Source organism: Nocardia sp. NPDC088792 (genome assembly GCF_044750615.1).
In the GTDB taxonomy this organism is placed as follows: domain Bacteria; phylum Actinomycetota; class Actinomycetes; order Mycobacteriales; family Mycobacteriaceae; genus Nocardia.
The window spans coordinates 748,851-766,951 of the sequence record NZ_JBIVKC010000005.1; the positions used below are offsets into that span (position 1 = coordinate 748,851).

The window sequence follows — 18,101 nt, forward strand, 5'->3', positions numbered from 1 at the left end:
GAAGACGAAAGAGCCGACCGGCTAGATGCACAGGCAGCAACAACCACCGAGCCGGCACAGGTCTACCGTGCGGCGTCGGGTGAGCATCAGCTCGCGGTTGGAATGCACGAGAGGGAGTTTACCCAATTTTCGGGGGAAATTGGACCCGGGGTTCGTAATGCTGGTCACTCGTCCGTGCCGGGCGCCGTCAACGGGGCCACTGACCTGCGCAGATCCGCCACCTTCGGCACGCCCGCAATACGGAAGTGTTCCAATCCTCGAGAATCCAATACGAAAGTGGTCGGCAGCGAGAGCACGTTCAGCTCCCTGGACAGCTCCGGATTCGCGTCGATGTCGACCTCGAGATCCAGGGGCGGCGCGGGCGCGTCACCCAGTTCCGTCACCACGCTCGCGACCACCCGGCGCACCGCCGCGCACGGACCGCACCAATCCGCGGAGAAATGCAGCACGGTCGGCCGCCCGTCGAGCACCCCGGCCGCGGCCAGCAGCGCCGCGCGCCGCGATTCCGGTTGTGGCGCCGTGCTTTTCGCGGCCCGCACCCGGCCTTCGTTGCGGCGCACCAGGACTCCGATCCCCAGCGTGGCCGCCAGGGCTATCGCGAGTACCAGCAGCGCGGTCACGGCTGCTGTAACCGATCCAGGTCGACGGTGACGTTCTGCCCCTTGCCCTCCACCACGATCTGGCCGGCGCTGGCCTCCACGGTGGCGGGCCGGATGCCGAACGGCAGATCCTTGGTGTCGATGGTCTTGGTGAAACGGGCCAGCACCGCGGCCTTGTCGGCCTCGGGCACCATCGCGGCGGGGGAAGCCTCCGAACCGCGGTAGATATCGGTGGCGGTGATGCGCACCTGATCGCCGTCCAGCCGCAGATCCGCCAGCACGTTCACCAACCGGCCGCCGGTCGTGCCCGGCAGCGCCGGAGTATCGGTCTCGGAGCTCATCGGGACGGTGCCCTGCAGAATGATCGCGCCCGTGGTGGTCACGCCCGAACCGCCGGAACCGCCGGAGCCATCGGACTTGTCGGGAGCGGGCGGGCCGAACACCTGCAGGTCCGGGATCTTGAACAGCCGGCCCAGTTCGACCGGTTCGATGCGCATGCGCGCCTGCACGGCGTCGACCGGGACATCGTGCACATTGCCGTCCGCGAGATTGCGGAACGACAGGTGCACGCCCTTCAGATTGGCTTCCACGCTGATCTCGCCCGGGATATCGGGCCGCATGGCGCGGGCGCGGATGTCGACGTTCTTATAGGTGTCGTCGTAAGCCTGTGCCACGAACGGGAATCCGTGGAAGGTCACCTCGGGGTCGGCGCTGAGGTTCGAGCCGTCGCGCAGCAGCCGCGACACGCGGTACTCCGAATAGGCCGCCATACCGAAGTCGAGCACGACCGCGAGACCGGCCACCACCAGCAGCCCGATGACCATCCTGCGGAACACGAGCCCGCCGCGCGGCCCGCTGGCCCACGACTTCCGCCGGGCGGTGGGCGCCGCGCCCGCGCCGCCGCGGACCGGCGGTTGCGTGCGTGGTCGGGTTTCGGGCGTCCCCGGTGCGTTACCCATAGGGGCACGATATCTGTCCTCGCCTCCGGGAACGATCGGACGGCCGTCCTCGGCCGGGTCCTCGGCGCGGTGACAGCGCGGGTATCGGGCCGGTCGCGGGCGGGTGAAGGACAGATTAAGCGGAACCGGACCAGACCAATCGGTTGCGACGGACGGCCGGAATACGTGGCAGTCGGCCGGGACACGCTAATGTAGGCAGCGATTACCTGTGATGACCTGCATGAGGTAGTGGCCGACAGTGCGGTAGCCACACACATGCCAGATGGGATGGAGGGCCCCCATGGAGCTGCTCCTGCTGACCTCCGACCCCAACCCCGAGTCGGTGCTGCCATCGCTCTCGCTGCTGCCGCACCACGTGCGGCCCGCACCGACGGAGGTGGCGTCGCTGCTCGAGGCCGGGTCCGCCGATGTGGCGCTGGTCGATGCCCGCACCGATCTGGCCGCCGCGCGCGGACTGTGCCGTTTGCTGGGAAGCACCGGATCGTCGGTGCCGGTGGTGGCCGTGCTCACCGAAGGCGGTCTGGTTGCCGTGAACGCGGATTGGGGTCTGGACGACATCTTGTTGCCCGGCACCGGTCCGGCCGAACTCGATGCCCGGTTGCGCCTGCTGGTGGCGCGCAACGGCGGTGTCGCGAGTCCGGAGAACACCGGCAAGATCACCCTGGGCGAGCTGGTGATCGACGAGGGCACCTACACCGCGCGATTGCGCGGCCGCCCGCTCGACCTCACCTACAAGGAATTCGAGCTGCTGAAATATCTTGCGCAGCATGCCGGCCGGGTCTTCACCCGGGCGCAGCTGCTGCAGGAGGTGTGGGGCTACGACTTCTTCGGTGGCACCCGCACGGTCGACGTGCACGTGCGGCGCCTGCGCGCCAAGCTGGGCACCGAGTACGAATCGCTCATCGGCACGGTTCGCAATGTCGGCTACAAGGCGGTGCGCCCGGCGCGCTCGTCGAAGGGCGATGCGGTGACCTTTCCCGATTCCGAGGGCGGCGCCGACGATTCCGAATTGACGACGGCGAACGGCACGATCTGATGGCTTCCTGCACCGACCGGCTGCCCAGCGAGACCGCCGCGGAGGTGCGGGAGCTGCTGGAGCGGGCCACCACGGCCGACGGTGTGGCGCCGGTTTCCGAACAAGCGGTGTTATCCCTGACCGCGGTGACGCCGGCGCGTCATCTGGTGGACATCCGGGACGGCCGGGTGGCCGGATACGCGAATCTGACGCCCGCGCACGGTGAGCACCCGGCCATGGCCGAGGTCGCGGTGGATCCGCCGGCCCGTGGGCAGGGTATCGGCGCTGGTCTGGTGGCTGCGGCCTTGTCGGCGGGCGGGCCCGGTGCGCGGGTGTGGGCGCATGGTGATCTGCCGCCGGCGCGGGCCGTCGCGGCCCGTCTCGGACTGTCCGTTTCGCGCGAATTATGGCAAATGCGGCGGGGTCTGGCTAATCAAGAGCTACCAGAACTGCGGGTTCCCGGCGATCTCGAGCTGCGCACCTACGCGGGCCCCTCGGACGACGCCGAGCTACTCCGCGTGAACAATGCGGCCTTCGCCTGGCATCCGGAACAGGGCGGCTGGACCGAGCGCGATATCGCGACCCGCCGCACCGAATCCTGGTTCGACCCGAAAGGTCTCTTCATCGCCGTCGATCCGGCCGATCCGGCCCGCATCCTCGGCTTTCACTGGACCAAGGTGCATTACGACGAAGACCCGAACATCGGAGAGGTCTACGTGGTCGGCATCGATCCGGCCGCGCAGGGCCGCGGCCTCGGCCGGCTACTGACCCTCGCCGGTCTGCACTACTTGCGCGAACGCGGTCTGGGCGAGGTGCTGCTCTACACCGAAGGCGACAATACGGCCGCCGTGCACACCTACACGAGGCTCGGTTTCACCCGTTTTCACCTCGATGTGGCGTACTCCGCGGCCTCGTAAATGCCGCCCCGCTACAGTGCGGCAAATGTCACACAAGATGCGCCCCAATCGGGGCGGTGTGTTCATCCCCCGTTCACCTGCCCAGGTCCAACTGTCAACCGAGCGCACCTACTTTGCAAGAGGGCCGCATACCGCTGCCTGGTGCGCTAGTTCGCAGCGAACAGCCGCCACATGACGCCCGTCCGACCGTTGAGGGGTTGGACGCGCGGACCGTGATTCCCGTGGAGGAATAGGTGAATCTCAAGCGCAGCAGCGCCCTGATCGGTGTGCTTGCCGCAACCGGCGCCCTGACTCTGTCCGCCTGTGGCAGTGACAACAACAGCTCGTCCGGCAGCACGTCGGCGATGAACATCGCCTGCGGTGGCAAGAGCGCGCTGAAGTCCAGTGGCTCGACCGCCCAGAAGAACGCGATGGACCGCTTCATCGCCGCCTACGAAGCCAACTGCAGCAATGCCAAGCTCGACTACACCGCTTCGGGCTCCGGCGCCGGTGTGAACGAATTCCTCGGCAAGCAGACCGATTTCGCGGGTTCCGACTCCGCGCTGGACCCGAAGAAGGGTGAGCCGGACAAGGCCGCCGCCCGCTGCGGCAGCCCGGCCTGGAACCTGCCGGCCGTCTTCGGCCCGATCGCCGTCGTCTACAACCTGCCCGGCATCACCGACCTGGTGCTGGACCCGCCGACCATGGCGAAGATCTTCGACGGTGAGATCACCACCTGGAACGACCCGGCCATCAAGGCGCTGAACGCCGCCGATGCCGACAAGCTGCCGTCGGACAAGATCGGCGTGATCTTCCGTTCCGACGAGTCGGGCACCACCGACAACTTCCAGCAGTACCTGACCTCGGCCGCCGGCTGGACCAAGGGCGCGGGCAAGGTCTTCAACGGTGGCGTCGGTGAGGGCGCCAAGGGCTCCGACGGCACCTCGGGCGCCATCGCCCAGCAGAAGTACTCGATCACCTACACCGAGTGGTCCTTCGCCAAGGCGCAGAACCTGTCGATCGCGCAGGTGCTGACCTCCGCGACCTCGAACGACCCCAAGCCGGTCGCGCTGACCCCGGAGACCGCCGCCAAGTCCATCGACTCGGTGAAGGTCAAGGGCCAGGGCAACGACCTGGTGCTGGACAACACCTCGATGTACAAGCCCACCGTCGGTGGCGCGTACCCGATCATGCTGGCCACCTACGAGATCGTGTGCTCGAAGTACAGCGACAGCGACACCGCCACCGCGGTCAAGGCGTTCCTGACCTCCGCGGTCGGCAACGGTCAGAACGGTCTCGCCGACGCCGGCTACGTGCCGCTGCCGGACGCCTTCAAGACCAAGCTGACCACCGCGATCAGCGCCATCAACTGATCGCCTGATCGAAGAACCACGATGACCGTGCACGACGAAATTCACTCCGGCGCTCTGTCCGTCTCAGCGGGACAGCCGGAGGACCGTGCCCAACAGCCGGGGGATACTGCGCTCATGCCGACCGAACCCAGTACCACCCCGGCGAAGGGCCGAGCACCGAAGAAGTACGGCGCGGAGTTCGCATTCCGTTCGGCGGCCACGGCCGCCGGCGGGATCATCGTCGCCGCCATCGCGCTGATCGCGCTCTTCCTGCTGATCCAGGCGTGGCCGTCGGTGATGGCGAACAAGGCGAACTTCTTCACCAGCGCCGAGTTCAACACCAACGATTCGACGAATCTGCGGTTCGGTATCCGGGACCTGTTCATGGTCACGGTGCTGAGTTCGCTGTTCGCGTTGGCGATCGCGGTGCCGATCGGGGTGGGTATCGCGTTGTTCCTGACGCAGTATTCGCCGAAGGTGCTGAAGCGTCCGTTCTCGACCATCGTGGATCTGCTGGCGGCGGTGCCGTCGATCGTGTTCGGTCTGTGGGGTGTGCTGGTGCTGGCTCCGAAACTGGAGCCGGTGCAGACGTTCCTGAACGGTCACCTGGGTTGGTTCTTCCTGTTCGCCGACGGTGATGTCACCATCGCCGGCGGCGGCACCATCTTCACCGCGGGTGTGGTGCTCGCGGTGATGATCCTGCCGATCATCACCTCGGTGAGCCGTGAGGTGTTCGGTCTGACGCCGCGTTCGCACATCGAGGCGGCGCAGGCGCTGGGCGCCACCAAGTGGGAGGTGGTGCGGCTGACCGTGCTGCCGTTCGGCCGTTCGGGTGTGATCGCCGGTTCCATGCTGGGCCTGGGTCGCGCGCTCGGTGAGACGATCGCGGTCCTGATCGTGCTGCGCACCTCGGCGACCTCCGGCAAGTGGTCGCTGTTCGACGGTGGTTACACCTTCGCCTCCAAGATCGCTTCCGCCGCTTCGGAATTCAGCTCGAAGCTGCCGACCGGCGCCTACATCGCGGCCGGCTTCGTGTTGTTCGCGCTGACCTTCGTGGTCAACGCCCTGGCTCGGCTCGCGGCCGGTGGGAAGGTGAACGGATGACCGCCACACTCGACAAGCCGATCAAGGCTCCGACCTTCCGGCACGTCAGCCCCGGCCGTCGGATCAAGAACAATCTCGCCACCGGCGTGGTGTGGGCGTGCTTCGGCATCGCGCTGGTGCCGCTGCTGTGGGTGCTCGTCATCGTCATCGAAAAGGGCTGGCACGCGGTCGTTACCGCGGACTGGTGGCAGAAGTCCCAGAAGGGGATCCTGCCGGAGCAGACCTCGGGCGGTGTCTACCACGCCATCTACGGCACCATCGTGCAGTCGGGCGTGGCCGCCGTGATCGCGGTGCCGCTGGGCATTCTGGCCGCCATCTATCTGGTCGAGTACGGGCGTGGCTGGCTGGCCAAGACCACCACGTTCATGGTGGACATCCTGGCCGGTGTGCCGTCGATCGTCGCGGCCCTGTTCATCTTCGCGGCCTGGATCGCGACGCTGGGCTTCCCGCAGAGCGCCTTCGCGGTCTCGCTGGCGCTGGTGCTGTTGATGTTGCCGGTGGTGGTGCGTTCCACCGAGGAGATGCTGAAGCTGGTCCCCGACGAATTGCGGGAGGCCTCCTACGCACTCGGTATCCCGAAGTGGAAAACCATTGTGCGGATCGTGGTTCCGACCGCGGCGCCCGGCATGATCAGCGGCATGCTGCTGGCCGTGGCCCGTGTCATGGGTGAGACCGCGCCGGTGCTGGTGCTGGTGGGCTACTCCAAGTCGATCAATACCGACATCTTCAACGGCAATATGGCTTCGCTGCCGCTGCTGATGTACCAGGAGCTGGCGAACCCGACCGCGGCCGGCCGGGAACGCGTGTGGGGTGCGGCGCTGACGCTGATCCTGATCATCGCGGCGCTGTACGCGCTCGCCGCGGTGGCCAACAAGCTGCTCACGCGGAACCGATAGGACGGAAAGACTGATGGCCAAGCGAATTGACGTCAAAGACCTCAATATCTACTACGCAAAGTTCCATGCGGTCGCCAACGTGTCGCTGACCGTGCTGCCGCGCAGTGTGACGGCGTTCATCGGTCCGTCGGGCTGCGGTAAGTCCACCGTGCTGCGCGCACTCAACCGCATGCACGAGGTGACCCCGGAGGCCCGCGTCGAGGGCGCGGTGCTGCTGGACGGCGAGGACATCTACGGCGCCCAGGTCGATCCGGTCGGCGTGCGCCGCACCATCGGCATGGTGTTCCAGCGCCCGAACCCGTTCCCCACCATGTCGATTCGCGACAATGTGGTGGCCGGGCTGCGGCTGCAGGGCATTCGCAACAAGAAGCAGCTCGACGAGGTGGCCGAGCAGTCGCTGCGCGGCGCCAACCTCTGGAACGAGGTCAAGGACCGCCTCGACAAGCCGGGCGGTGGCCTGTCCGGTGGTCAGCAGCAGCGTCTGTGTATTGCCCGCGCCATCGCGGTGTCGCCGGACGTGCTGCTCATGGACGAGCCGTGTTCCGCGCTGGACCCCATCTCCACGCTCGCGATCGAGGATCTGATCACCGAGCTGAAGAAGGAGTACACGATCGTCATCGTCACCCACAACATGCAACAGGCCGCGCGCGTGAGTGACCAGACGGCCTTCTTCAACCTGGAGGCCCAGGGCAAGCCGGGCAAGCTCATCGAGATCGACGAGACGGAGAAGATCTTCTCCAACCCGGGCCAGAAGCAGACCGAGGACTACATCTCGGGCCGCTTCGGCTAGACCGTCACGACCGGACCGCGGCGAGCATGCGGTCCTTTCCGGAGAGAATATGGGCTTCCATCCGGCGGCCCGTCTCTTCGGCATTACCTACCGTCAGGTACTCCAGAATCCCCGCATGCTGGGAATTCGAGGTGTGCCTGGCGTTTTCGGTTTCCAGGCCGTGCCGGCGGAACAGGTGTAGTTCCTTCGAGACGTCGTTGTAGAGATCCAGCAGCCGCGGATTGCCGGACAGCGCAACGAGATCGCGGTGCAGGTCCACGTTCCCGGGGTAGTAGTCGTCGACCTGCGGCACCGCCCGGTCGAGCCGGGAAACCTTGGTGTGCAAGGTTTCCAGGATCTCGGGTGTGACGCCGCGTTCCGCCGCGAGCCGGCCCGCGAGTCCGAACAGGGATGCCCGGATGTCGTAGAGCCGGGCGGCCTCGTCCACCGAGATCTGGCGTACGAACATGCCCCGGTTGGTGCGGAATTCGACGAGGCGGCTGAATTCCAGCTGCCGCAGGGCTTCTCGCACGGGTCCGCGGCTGGTGCCGAGTTGGGTGGCGAGCGCGGATTCGTTGATCCGGTCGCCGGCTACCAGCGTGCCGTTGATGATCATCTGCTCGAGTTCTCCGGCGATCAGGCCGAGCAGCGAGCTCGCCTGTCGTTCGGCCACTCGCTGCTGTAGCGCGTTGATCGCGTGGATGTGCTCACTCATAGCGTCCGCATCCTCGCACGGCCGATTGTCAATTGCAAATCGTTGACAGTTGACGATTCACGCGCCCACACTCGGTCCATGCGAATCAAGGACATCCGGGCCAGCGTGCACACCACCTCGATCGATGTACCGCTGCTGGAGCACAAGGTGCGCGGCTACGGCCGGGAAGAGCAGCGGGAGTTCGTCTTCTGCGAAGTGGAGACCGACGAGGGTCTGACCGGCGTCGCCCTCACCGGGCACTTCCTCTCCCATGCCGTGGTGGTGGCGCTCGAGAAACACTTCCTGCCTGCCGTGGTGGACATGGACCCGCGCGAAACCGAGGCCATCCACCAGAAGGTCTGGCGCACACTGAATCCGCGCACCATGACCGGCGTCGTCTCCAGCGCCCTGTCCCTGCTCGACATCGCGCTGTGGGATATCCAGGGCAAGGCGGCGGGCCGCTCGGTCGCCAGCCTGCTGGGCGGCGCCCGCACCCGGGTGCCGGTCTACGTGACCTTCGGCTTCCCGCAGTACGACCGCGAAACCCTGGCCGCCGCCGCGAGACTGCAACTGGATCAGGGCGTTTCGGCGCTCAAACTGGTGGTGGCCGTGGACGAGGGCGGCTGGCGGGAGGACGCGGCCCGAATCCGCGCCGTGCGCAGCGAGATCGGCGACGACATCGACCTCATGATCGACGCCAACTATCTCTTCACCCCGCCCGAGGCCAAATTCCTGTGCGGCGCCGTGGAAGACGTGAACCTCACCTGGTTCGAGGAGCCACTGCACCAGAACGATGCCCGCGCGCTGGCGGATCTGCGGGCGCACACCAGGATTCCGATCGCCGCCGGCCAGATGGAGGGGCATCGCTGGCGGTTGCGGGAGCTGGTCGAGAAGCAGGCCGTGGACATCCTGCAGCCGAATGTCTGTTACTGCGGCGGCTTCACCGAGGCGCGCAAGGCCGCGCATCTGGCGCAGATCTACAACCTGCCGCTCGCGCACGGCGGCGGCTGGCCGCTGTTCAACCTGCACACCCTGGCCGGGCTCATGAACGGCTGGATCCTGGAATGGCATCTGGGGATGGTGCAGGTCGGCGAACTGCTCTTCCCGGACGCGCCGAAACCGGTGAACGGGATGATCACGGTGCCGGACAAGCCGGGCCTGGGTCTCACCGTGGACCGGGATGCGTTGCGCTCGACCCTCGTACCGGCCAAGTGAAACCGGGTGAGTCGGATGAGCAGTATCACCGTGGATACGCCGGCGGACGCCGCGGCCCCCCGGCCGCGCTGGCGCCGGGTGCTCGGCAACACCACCTTCCAGGTATTGATCGCGGCCGTGGTGGCCGCCGTGTTCGGGATCGTCACGCCGGGCGCGGCGGCCGGAATGCAGCCGATCGCCAATGCTTTCATCGATCTGATCCAGATGCTCATCGCGCCGATCGTGTTCCTGGTGACCGTGACCGGGATCGTCGCGACGGGCGGTATGAAGGCGGTGGGCCGGATCGCGGGGCGGGCCCTGCTGTACTTCGAGGTGGTCACCACCCTGGGCATGTTGCTGGGCCTGCTCGCGGTGAATCTGCTGCATCCGGGTTCCGGAGTGTCGGCGCCGAAGCATGCGCCGGGTGAGATCGGCGCCTATGTGAAGGGTGCTGACGCGAACAACTCGTTCACGTCGTTCCTCGCGGATGTGGTGCCGGACAATGCGGTCGGCGCGTTCGTGACCGGGCACATCATTCAGGTGCTGATCTTCGCGGTGCTGTTCGCGGTGGCGCTGCTGCGGCTGCCGGATACGGTCTCGCAGCCGATCGTGGCGGGCTGCGGCAAGCTGTCCGAGGTGTTCTTCCGGATGATCCGGATGATCATGCTGCTCGCGCCGGTCGGCACCTTCGGCGCGGTGGCGGCCACGGTCGGCAGGTACGGGCCGGAGACGCTGACCGCCTTGATGAAACTGGTGGCGGTCTCCACGCTGGCACTGCTGGTCTTTGTGGTGGTGGTGCTGGGCACGGTGGCCCGGCTGGCCGGATTCTCCCTGTGGCGCTTGATCTTCACGCTCCGCAAGGAGCTGCTGGTGGTGCTGGGCACGTCCTCCTCGGAGGCGGTGCTGCCGCAGTTGATGGAGCGGCTGGAGCAAGCCGGGTGCCGGCGCAGTGTGGTGGGCCTGGTGGTGCCGACCGGGTTCTCGTTCAATCTCGACGGTGTCGCGGTGGTGGTGCCGATCTGTGTGGTGTTCATCGCGCAGGTGTACGGCGTGCCACTGGGTTTCGGGAATCAGCTGGGGTTGTTCCTGGCGTTCCTGGTGCTGTCCAAGGGCACCGCGGGGATCAGTGGTTCGGCCTTCATCACGCTCGCCAATACGGTGGCCGCCACCGCGCTGGTGCCGATCGCGGGGCTGGCGCTGGTGTTGTCGGTGGACCGATTTCTTTCTCTCGTCCGGGCTTTGACGAATGTGCTCGGCAATGCGGTGGCCACCGTGGTCGTCGCGCGCTGGGAGCCGGGCGGGCTGGATCCCGAGCCCGCGCTCGCCGCTCTCGGATATCGCCCGAAAACTGTTCAAGGAGTATAGATATGCCTCGTATTGTCGCCATTCACGAAGGTGTGGTGCCGATCAGTTCGTCGATGAGCAATGCGTTCATCGATTTCAGTGCCATGGATTGTTCTATCGTCGCGGTGGAGTCCGATGTCATTCGCGACGGAAAGCCGGTGGTGGGTTACGGATTCAATTCGAATGGCCGATACAGCGCGGGGGAGATTCTGCGCCGCCGGGTCATTCCGCGGCTGATGCATGCCGCGCCCGAAGAATTGCTGACCGCGGACGGTGCGTTCATCGATCCCGCGAAAGCGTGGAATCTGATGACCCGCAATGAGAAACCCGGCGGGCACGGGGAACGCTCGGTCGCGGTGGGCGTCGTGGATATGGCGTTGTTCGATCTGAATGCCAAGCTGGCCGGATTGCCGCTGTACCGCTGGCTGGTGCGGCACTACGGTCTCGGTGAACCGGATTCGGAGGTGTTCGTCTACGCGGCGGGCGGCTATTACGCGCCGGGTAAGGATTTGCCGCAGCTGCAGGACGAGATGCGCGGTTTCCTCGCGCAGGGCTACGACGTGGTGAAGATGAAGATCGGCGGCGCGCCGCTGGCCGATGACATCAAACGGATCGAAGCGGTGCTGGAGGTGCTGGGCGGCGACGGTGCGCGGCTGGCCGTGGACGCCAATGGCCGTTTCGATCTGGCCACCGCGCTGGAGTACGGCCGGGCGCTGGAGCCGTACGGGCTGTTCTGGTACGAGGAACCGGGTGATCCGCTGGATTACGCCCTGCACGCCACGCTGTCGGAGCAGTATTCGGGGCCGCTGGCCACCGGTGAGAATCTGTTCTCGCTGCAGGATGCGCGGAATCTGATCCGCTACGGCGGGATGCGGCCGGACCGGGATTACCTGCAGTTCGATCCGGTGCTCGGGTACGGCCTGGTGGAGTATTTCCGCATTCAGGAGATGCTGCGTGCGCACGGCTGGTCGTCGCGGCGGTGTATTCCGCACGGCGGGCATCAGTTCTCGCTGCATATCGCCGCGGCGCTGCGGCTGGGTGGCAACGAGTCGTATCCGGGGGAGTTCCAGCCGACCGGCGGTTTCGCCGATGACGCGGTGATCCGGCACAGCCGGCTGCAGTTGACGGAGTCGCCGGGTATCGGGTTCGAGGACAAGGCCTCGCTCTACCGCGTGTTCCGCGACCTGCACTGACCTGCGTCGAGTGTGTCCTGCGTCATACGACCACAGCATGATTGTGTGACACCGTCAGTTACAGATAGCCTGACCTTCACTGGGTAAACCGATCGGTTTAGTAGGGAGGTGTCGGATGACGGTGTCAACGGCGATCCGGGGATCCGGACAGACGGTGGCGACGCTGTCGCAACGCGGGAAGATGGCGGCCCTGGTCGCCATCTGCCTCGCGGAACTGCTTGTGGTACTGGACAACACACTCGTCAACGTCGCACTGCCGTCCATGGCGGTGCAGCTGGAAGCCGATATGAGCGGCCTGCAGTGGATCGTGGACGCGTTCACCCTGGCGTTCTCCGGCCTGTTGCTCGCCATGGGACACCTCGGCGACCGCTACGGGCGGCGGCTCTTCATGATCATCGGCCTCACCGGCGTCGCCGTCATGTCCGCGGCCGGCGCACTGTCCTCCGGACTCGGCCAGGTCATCGCCGCCCGCGCCGGCATGGGCGTGTTCGCGGCCGTCGTCTTCCCGGCCACGCTGGCCCTCATCACCAATATCTTCACCAAACCGCGGGAACGCGCCGCCGCCATCGCACTCTGGACCGCCATGGCCGGCATCGCCATCGCCATCGGGCCGACCATCGGCGGCTGGCTGCTGGAGTACTTCTCCTGGCATTCGGTGTTCTGGATCAATGTCCCGGTGGCCGTCGTGGCCGTCGCCGCGGTCCTGATCACCGTGCCGGAATCCCGTGCGGACCACGTGGATCGGCTCGACCGTATCGGCATCGTGCTCTCCCTGGCGGGCGTCACCACGCTGGTGTGGAGCATTATCGAAGCCCCCAAGCACGGGTGGCTGTCCACGGAAAGCCTCGCCGGATACGTGCTTTCGATAGTGCTGCTGTCGGTGTTCGTGGCCTGGGAACTGCGGGTGCGCACCCCGGTGCTGAACATGAACCTGTTCCGCATCCGGCGCTTCGCACTGCCCTCGCTGGCGATCACCGTCTCCTACTTCAGCGCCTTCGGCTTCCTGTTCCTGATCACCCAGTACTTCCAGGGTGTGAAGGAGCTGAGCCCGCTCCAATTCGGGCTGCACTCACTGCCTTTCGCGGTGGCGGTCGGCTTCTTCGCACCCCTCGCGACCATGGCGGCGCAGCGGCTCGGCACCACGGCCATGGTGGTGTCCGGCCTGCTCATCCTGGCCGTCGCCATGTTCATCGCCGGGCAGGTGAAGGTCGACACCCCGTACGTGGGACCGGTGGTGATCTCGATGATCCTGATGGGTCTGGGCTTCGCCGTGGTGCAGGGACCGGCCACCGAATCCATCATGGGCTCAGTGCCGTTGGAAGAGGCCGGCGCAGGTTCCGCGGTGAACGACACCACCCGCGAGGTCGGCGGCGCGCTCGGGGTCGCGGTGCTCGGATCCATCATGACCTCGGTCTACTCGCATCGGATCGCGAGCCGGATCGGGAGCATTCCTGAGGCGATCATGACCGCGAAACAGAAGGATCTGGCGAGCAATACGCCGATCAGCGTGATTCAGATCGTCAAGGCGCCGGTCAATCCGTTCCTGGCCTCGGCGAAGGCGGATCTGATCCACGCGATGAAGGTTGCGGCGCTACAGGGTTCACAATCCGCGTCGTTCGTCGCGGTCGGCGCGCTGGTCGTCTGCGCCCTGATCGTCGCGGTCGCCCTGCCCTGGCGGCCGGAGGGCGGACAGTCGATGCTGCTCGCCTGGCGCGAAAAGGAACCCGCCGCAGCGGATTCCGAGGGCTGATACGACCAGGCGCCCGCACCGTGCCGTGCGGGCGCCTGGTCTTGCGCCTGATGGGGTTTCAGGGGTTTACCCCTGAGTGGGCGCCGGAGAGATCAGATCGACTCTTTTTCCGAGTCCGGGTCGGGGGGCAGGACGCCCGTGACCAGGAAGACCACGCGGCGGCCGATCTCGACGGCGTGGTCGGCGAAGCGCTCGTAGTAGCGGCCCAGCAGCGCCACGTCGACGGCCGCGGCCACGCCGAACTGCCAGTCGCGGTCCATGATCAGCGTGAACAGGTGCTTGCGCAGGTCGTCCATCGCCTCGTCGTCATCGGTGAGCTTGGCGGCCCGCTCGGGGTCCCGGGTCTCCAGGACTTCCTTGGCGGTGGCGCCCATCTTGACGGCGACCCGGCCCATTTCGGCGAGGTAGCTGTTGACCGCTTCCGGCACGGCGTGATTCGGGAACCGGCGGCGCGTCATCTTCGCGACGTGCAGGGCGAGCACGCCCATCCGGTTCACGTCGGCGACGATCTGGATGGCGCTGACCACCTGCCGCAGATCGCCGGCGACGGGGGCCTGCAGGGCCAGCAGCGCGAAGGCCTTCTCCTCGGCCAGCTGAATCATCTCGGCAATGCGGTCGTATTCGGTGATCACCTGCTCCGCGAGCTCGAGATCGGCGTCGAGCAGCGACTGGGTCGCCCGCTCCATCGCCGATCCGGCGAGCCCGGCCATGCCGCCGAGCAGATCGGCGAGTTCGGCCATTTGTTCGTTGTAGATGACACGCATGAGTCAAGACATTAGCGACAGCCGCTGACCAAGTCACCAACGGTGGGTGAACCATCGGTGCCGGTCGGTCCCGGTGTCGTCGCCGCAGTTCCGCCCGGGTGCGGCGGCACCCTACTTACACAGGTCGTCTGCCGCGTTGACGTGTTCCAGATCGGCCGGCAAGGTGACCGGAGCCGCACTCGGACCACCCGCGTCCATCGGCGTGTCGGGCAGTTGCCGACCGAACGCGGTGGGCGCCTGCACGGTGCCCGCGAAGTCGGTGCCGGCGACCACTTCGATAATGCTGCCCAGCCCACTCGCCGGTTCCAGCACCGCGCCCGGCACCGCGCTCGCCACGGTGCCCGCCTCGGCCTCGTGACCGCTCGAGTAGCGGACCTTCGTGCGGGGCGAGGTGCCGTCGGTGTAGTTGCCGGTGCTGTAGATCTGGAAACCCTGATTGGACAGTTTGGTGGCGGTGGTGGCCGCGACCCCGGCCTGCCCCGAGCCGTTGGAGACCTGCACCGACACCGTGCTCGGGTCGACGGCCACGGGTTTCGGCTGCTCCGTGGGAGTTTCGGTGGTGGCGGTGGTCGCGGTCTGCGTCTCGCCGGGCAGCGGCTGATCGTCGATGACGGCCCGGAAGATGGCCTTGATATCGGATTCGCGCGGAATCTCATTGCCGTACGAGGTGGTTCCGGCGGTCGGCGTGGTCAGGAAGGTGATATTGCCGGCCTGCATCTTCTGCAGCGAACGACCCAGTGTCAGCAGGTCTTTCGTATTCACATTGTCCATGAACGAGTGCTGCGCGAAGGCGTCGATGAACCCGTTCAGCTTGCCCGGATCGAGCAGCACCTTGTTGGACAGCGCACCGCGCAGCAGTGACGACAGGAAGCGCTGCTGCCGGTTGATGCGGTCGTAGTCGCTGCGTTCCTCACCGTAGACATGGCGTGCGCGAACGTAATTCAGCGCGGTGCCACCATCCACCACCTGCTTGCCCGGATCGGTGAGGACGGTGCCGAGGATCTCGTCGACGAGCGGTTTGCTGCTGCACACCTCGACACCGCCGACCACGTTCACCATGGATTCGAAGCCGGCGAAATCGATGCCGATGAAATGGTTGATCTTCAGGCCGGAGAGCTTGGTGATCACCTTGGTCAGGCATTTGGGCCCGCCGAGGGCGTACGTTGCGTTCAGCTTGTCGCCGATGGCGGCCGGGTAGTTCGCGCCGGTGTAGGCGGCCTTCTCGTTGTCCCAGCCCTCACAGACCGGGCGGGACACGTCGAGGTCGCGGGGGAAGGAGACGGCGACCACGCGCGCCCGGCTGGCCGGAATATTGACCAGCATGACGGTGTCGGATCGGGCGCCCTCGGCATCGTCGGTGGTGCCCGCGCCCAGGCTGCCGTTCACGCCGGCGCGGGTGTCGGTGCCGACGAGCAGGAAGTTCTCGTCACCGTTCTGGCCGTCGGCGTCGACCACGTCGGTGGAGTTGTCGTCGAGCGCGGAGACCTGCTGGAAGTTGCTGTCCTTCGCGCGCAGGTAACTCCAGCCGCCGCCGGTGATGAGCAGCGCGACCACCGCGAAAACCACCAGCGCACTGCGCCCGGCCAGCTGGATCCGGCGATTCCGCTTGCGCCGGTTGAGCATCGGCTTGGTGAGCGGCAGGCCACCGACCGGCGACGGCAGCGCGGTGGTCGGGTAGTCGGCGGGTGAGCCGACCCGGCGCGTCAGCAGGAACTTCCCGCGGGTCGCGGGTAGCGCGGCGGCGACGGCTTCGGTCACCGTCGGCGCCACCTCGATCGGAGCCGGGGTGCTTGCCTGCCCGCCGGTTACCGCCGGTAGTTCGCCGCTGACCACCGGTAGTTCTTCGGTGACGGGATCGGCGGGCGATCCGGTGGCCCGTACTCCGGCCCCGCCTTCGGCTGCCCGAAATGTACTGGAGTGCACCGTTTTCGGTGTATTGTCCTGTTCCGCAGCGTTTTCCGCGATCTCCGCTCGCGGAATACCTCCCGCCCCGGACGGCATCGCGGGCACCGGCCGATACAACGGCGCACTACCCACCGTGGGCCGATCCACAGGGCCACCGGAGTTTTCGAGGGCAGGCGGCTCGGCCGGGGCCTGAGCATCCTCGTCCGCGGGGAAGCGCTCCCAGGGGGCGCGACCACCGGGGCGCGGCGTCCGCCCATACCGATCGTCACCCACCAAAGAACCTCTCTTCGCTCTAGATGCCGCCGTCATGATAACGATTTCGCCACGACGAACCACTCGGGCAACCGTCCACCGCAGGTAGTGCAGAGAGAAGTGTGCCAGGGCGACCCCGTCCCACCGCGGAACCTACGGTCACAATCGGCGGCGAGGCCGGGCGCCGGTTACCCGCCGCTGTGCATGACATCGGCGGCCGCGGGGACGGTGTCGTCCTCCGGGTCGTCGAGCCAGCCGTCGGGGAGGGCGACCTTGGCCTGGGGGGAGCCCTGGCGGCCGCGGGGGCCGAGGGCGTCGGTGGGGAAGGGGATCTCGGGGTCGAGCTGGGCCACCAGGTCGGCGATCTGGTCGAGGCCGGTGACAGTGGCGAATTGGCGGCGGAGGGCCGAGCCGACCGGGAAGCCCATGAGGTACCAGGCCATGTGCTTGCGGATATCGCGCATGGCCTTGTCGGCGCCGTCGTGTTCGACGAGCAGGGCGGCGTGCCGGTGCAGGATCTCGCCGACCTTGCCGAGGGTGGGGCCGGCGGGAATGGGCTCGCCGCGCAGGGCCGCGGAGAGTTCGGCGAAGAGCCAGGGGCGGCCGAGGCAGCCGCGGCCCACAACGACTCCGTCGCAACCGGTTTCGGCGATCATGCGGAGGGCGTCGTCGGCACTGAAGATATCGCCGTTGCCGAGCACCGGAATGCTGGTGACGGCTTCCTTCAGACGGGCGATGGCGGTCCAGTCGGCCTGGCCGGAGTACAGCTGCTCCGCGGTGCGCGCGTGCAGTGAGACCGCGGCGGCGCCCTCGGCCTCGGCGATGCGGCCGGTGTCCAGGTAGGTGTGGTGCTCGTCGTCGATGCCGATGCGGAACTTGAAGGTGACCGGGACCTCGCCGGCCGCCGCCACCATCTCGCGCACGATATTGGCGAACAGCCGCCGCTTGTACGGCAGCGCGGACCCGCCGCCGAGCCGGGTGACCTTCCGGACCGGGCAGCCCAGGTTCATGTCGATGTGGTCGGCCCAGCCCTCGCCGACGATGATGCGCACGGCCTCGCCCAGCGTCTTCGGGTCGACGCCGTACAGCTGCATGGACCGCGGTGACTCGTCGGGCCCGAAGGACATCATGTGCAGCGTCTTCTCATTGCGCTCGACCACCGCCCGCGCGGTGATCATCTCGCATACGTAAATCGAGGTGCTGCTGCCGAATTCGCGGCACAGCCGCCGGAAGGCGACATTGGTGATGCCGGCCATCGGAGCCAGCACGACCGCCGGGTCGACCGGGTACGGGCCGATCCGCAGGGCGGTCTTGGGGGCTTCGAGCGACGTCGTCACGTCGTCCAGTGTCTCATCCGCGCGGAAGTGCCCTGTCCCACATGCCCGCCGGTATGGCCCCGCTCACAGACCGCGTCG

The 18,101-nt window shown here is 66.8% G+C and carries 16 protein-coding genes; 10 read left to right on the plus strand and 6 right to left on the minus strand.

Annotated elements, in window-relative coordinates; all coding sequences use genetic code 11:
• Nucleotides 1-164: 164 nt before the first annotated feature.
• Together ACIP5Y_RS35705 and ACIP5Y_RS35710 are read right to left on the minus strand one after the other, a co-directional pair.
• The gene (locus ACIP5Y_RS35705) at nt 165-620 is read right to left on the minus strand and encodes a thioredoxin family protein (protein WP_400356790.1); all 456 of its coding nucleotides are present in this window, start codon (nt 618-620) and stop codon (nt 165-167) included.
• The gene (locus ACIP5Y_RS35710; RefSeq protein ID WP_400356957.1) at nt 617-1,423 is read right to left on the minus strand and encodes an LmeA family phospholipid-binding protein; all 807 of its coding nucleotides are present in this window, start codon (nt 1,421-1,423) and stop codon (nt 617-619) included. Before ACIP5Y_RS35710 ends, ACIP5Y_RS35705 begins: the two co-directional genes overlap by 4 nt.
• Nucleotides 1,424-1,838: 415 nt before the next feature.
• Here ACIP5Y_RS35710 and ACIP5Y_RS35715 point away from each other — a divergent pair, with 415 nt between their 5' ends.
• The 6 genes from ACIP5Y_RS35715 (at nt 1,839) to pstB (ending at nt 7,611) form a co-directional block, all read left to right on the plus strand.
• On the plus strand, nt 1,839-2,594 hold the full coding sequence (locus ACIP5Y_RS35715; RefSeq protein ID WP_400356791.1) for a winged-helix domain-containing protein: 756 nt from the start codon (nt 1,839-1,841) through the stop codon (nt 2,592-2,594).
• Nucleotides 2,594-3,490, plus strand: a complete 897-nt coding sequence (mshD, locus tag ACIP5Y_RS35720) for a mycothiol synthase (RefSeq protein ID WP_400356792.1) — start codon at nt 2,594-2,596, stop codon at nt 3,488-3,490. Before ACIP5Y_RS35715 ends, mshD begins: the two co-directional genes overlap by 1 nt.
• A gap of 233 nt (nt 3,491-3,723) precedes the next feature.
• Nucleotides 3,724-4,842 carry a phosphate ABC transporter substrate-binding protein PstS gene (gene pstS, locus ACIP5Y_RS35725; protein ID WP_400356793.1) on the plus strand — a complete coding sequence of 373 codons (1,119 nt, stop codon included), beginning with the start codon at nt 3,724-3,726 and terminating at the stop codon, nt 4,840-4,842.
• A gap of 114 nt (nt 4,843-4,956) precedes the next feature.
• Nucleotides 4,957-5,925, plus strand: a complete 969-nt coding sequence (gene pstC / locus ACIP5Y_RS35730; RefSeq protein ID WP_400356794.1) for a phosphate ABC transporter permease subunit PstC — start codon at nt 4,957-4,959, stop codon at nt 5,923-5,925.
• Nucleotides 5,922-6,821, plus strand: a complete 900-nt coding sequence (pstA, locus tag ACIP5Y_RS35735; RefSeq protein WP_400356795.1) for a phosphate ABC transporter permease PstA — start codon at nt 5,922-5,924, stop codon at nt 6,819-6,821. Before pstC ends, pstA begins: the two co-directional genes overlap by 4 nt.
• Before the next feature lie 13 nt (nt 6,822-6,834).
• Nucleotides 6,835-7,611, plus strand: a complete 777-nt coding sequence (gene pstB, locus ACIP5Y_RS35740) for a phosphate ABC transporter ATP-binding protein PstB (protein ID WP_400356796.1) — start codon at nt 6,835-6,837, stop codon at nt 7,609-7,611.
• A gap of 4 nt (nt 7,612-7,615) precedes the next feature.
• Here the strand turns inward: pstB and ACIP5Y_RS35745 are convergent, their stop codons facing one another.
• Nucleotides 7,616-8,305 (minus strand): FCD domain-containing protein, encoded by a 690-nt coding sequence (locus ACIP5Y_RS35745; protein WP_400356797.1) that lies wholly within the window; start codon nt 8,303-8,305, stop codon nt 7,616-7,618.
• Between the two features lie 78 nt (nt 8,306-8,383).
• On the opposite strand from ACIP5Y_RS35745, the gene ACIP5Y_RS35750 reads away from it, so the two are divergent.
• The 4 genes from ACIP5Y_RS35750 to ACIP5Y_RS35765 all read left to right on the plus strand — a co-directional run bounded on the left by ACIP5Y_RS35750 (nt 8,384) and on the right by ACIP5Y_RS35765 (nt 13,765).
• Nucleotides 8,384-9,499: a mandelate racemase/muconate lactonizing enzyme family protein gene (locus ACIP5Y_RS35750; protein ID WP_400356798.1), complete on the plus strand. Its 1,116-nt coding sequence runs from the start codon at nt 8,384-8,386 to the stop codon at nt 9,497-9,499.
• Between the two features lie 15 nt (nt 9,500-9,514).
• The gene (locus ACIP5Y_RS35755) at nt 9,515-10,843 is read left to right on the plus strand and encodes a cation:dicarboxylate symporter family transporter (protein ID WP_400356799.1); all 1,329 of its coding nucleotides are present in this window, start codon (nt 9,515-9,517) and stop codon (nt 10,841-10,843) included.
• A 2-nt stretch (nt 10,844-10,845) separates the two neighbouring features.
• On the plus strand, nt 10,846-12,015 hold the full coding sequence (locus ACIP5Y_RS35760) for a mandelate racemase/muconate lactonizing enzyme family protein (protein WP_400356800.1): 1,170 nt from the start codon (nt 10,846-10,848) through the stop codon (nt 12,013-12,015).
• 115 nt (nt 12,016-12,130) lie between these two features.
• Nucleotides 12,131-13,765 (plus strand): MFS transporter, encoded by a 1,635-nt coding sequence (locus ACIP5Y_RS35765; protein WP_400356801.1) that lies wholly within the window; start codon nt 12,131-12,133, stop codon nt 13,763-13,765.
• 92 nt (nt 13,766-13,857) lie between these two features.
• Here ACIP5Y_RS35765 and phoU read toward each other — a convergent pair whose 3' ends face one another.
• From phoU to dusB, 3 genes are all read right to left on the minus strand, one after another.
• Complete coding sequence (phoU, locus tag ACIP5Y_RS35770; protein WP_400356802.1) at nt 13,858-14,529, minus strand: phosphate signaling complex protein PhoU; 672 nt, start codon at nt 14,527-14,529, stop codon at nt 13,858-13,860.
• A 111-nt stretch (nt 14,530-14,640) separates the two neighbouring features.
• Nucleotides 14,641-16,707: an LCP family protein gene (locus tag ACIP5Y_RS35775; RefSeq protein WP_400356803.1), complete on the minus strand. Its 2,067-nt coding sequence runs from the start codon at nt 16,705-16,707 to the stop codon at nt 14,641-14,643.
• Nucleotides 16,708-16,874: 167 nt separating this feature from the next.
• On the minus strand, nt 16,875-18,023 hold the full coding sequence (gene dusB, locus ACIP5Y_RS35780) for a tRNA dihydrouridine synthase DusB (RefSeq protein ID WP_400356804.1): 1,149 nt from the start codon (nt 18,021-18,023) through the stop codon (nt 16,875-16,877).
• Between the last annotated feature and the right edge of the window lie 78 nt (nt 18,024-18,101).